Raw genomic sequence first — 1,237 nt, forward strand, 5'->3', positions numbered from 1 at the left:
CGCGCCGCGCGGCGCGCCCGCCCCGCCCCGGGCCGCCCCCCCCCCGGGTCCGGGAACGGGCGACTCACCGCCCCCGGGTTCGCAACCGAGGGCTTCGCCAGGAAGAATCGCTGTCGGACCGCGGGACCGGTACGGCGGTGGAAGGCTGCGCGGGGCGGCGATCGTCGACCCCGACGGGGAGGTGGCAGGCAAGTGGTGGAGCAGCTGACGCAGCACGATCCGCGGCGTATCGGCCCGTTCGAGGTGCTCGGGCGGCTGGGCGCCGGCGGCATGGGGCTGGTCTACCTCGCCCGTTCGGCCTCCGGGCGCCGGGTGGCGATCAAGACGGTGCGCACCGAGCTCGCCGAGGACCAGCTCTTCCGCGTCCGCTTCACCCGGGAGGTGGAGGCGGCCCGCGCCGTCAGCGGCTTCTACACCGCCGCCGTCGTGGACGCCGACCCGCGCGCCGCGGTGCCGTGGCTGGCGACCGCGTACGTGCCCGCGCCCTCCCTGGAGGAGATAGTCAACGAGTGCGGGCCGCTCCCGGCGCAGGCCGTGCGCTGGCTGGCCGCCGGTGTCGCCGAGGCGCTCCAGTCCATCCACGGGGCGGGCCTGGTCCACCGGGACCTGAAGCCCTCCAACGTGCTGGTGGTCGAGGACGGCCCGCGGGTGATCGACTTCGGCATCGCCTCGGGGGTGTCCAACACCCGGCTGACGATGACCAACGTCGCCGTCGGAACCCCCTCGTACATGTCGCCCGAGCAGGCGCGGGACTCGCGCAGCGTCACGGGCGCCAGCGACGTCTTCTCCCTCGGCTCCACCCTGGTCTTCGCCGCCACCGGCCATCCGCCCTTCCACGGGGCGAACCCCGTCGAGACCGTCTTCATGCTGCTGCGCGAGGGCCCGGACCTGGAGGGCCTGCCCGAGGAACTCGGACCGCTCATCGAGTCCTGCATGCGCGCCGAGCCCGACCAGCGGCCCACCCCGGCCGACCTCCAGGCGCAGCTCGCCCCGCACCTGTTCTCCTCCGGCGGCGACGACAGCGGCACGGCCTCCGCCTGGCTGCCGGGCGGCGCGGTGGCGCTGATCGAGCGGCACCGGGGCGGGCGGGCACGGCCCGCGCGGCCCGCCTCCAGGTCCCGGGCCCAGGCCCGTCCCCCGGAGCCGGCGCCCCGGCACCGGGCGCCGGAGCACTCACCGTCCGCCCAGGCCCCGGCGTCTGTCTCTTATAAACATAACCGAGCCCACCAGACCCAAG

At 75.7% G+C, this 1,237-nt stretch carries 1 protein-coding gene; it reads left to right on the top strand.

What is annotated here, in order from left to right; all coding sequences use genetic code 11:
- Positions 1–192: 192 nt before the first annotated feature.
- On the top strand, positions 193–1,237 hold a 1,045-nt coding region (locus AC2CJA_RS26725), incomplete at its 3' end, for a serine/threonine-protein kinase (protein WP_484605221.1).

The organism is Streptomyces sp. ATLC9 (assembly GCF_057196705.1).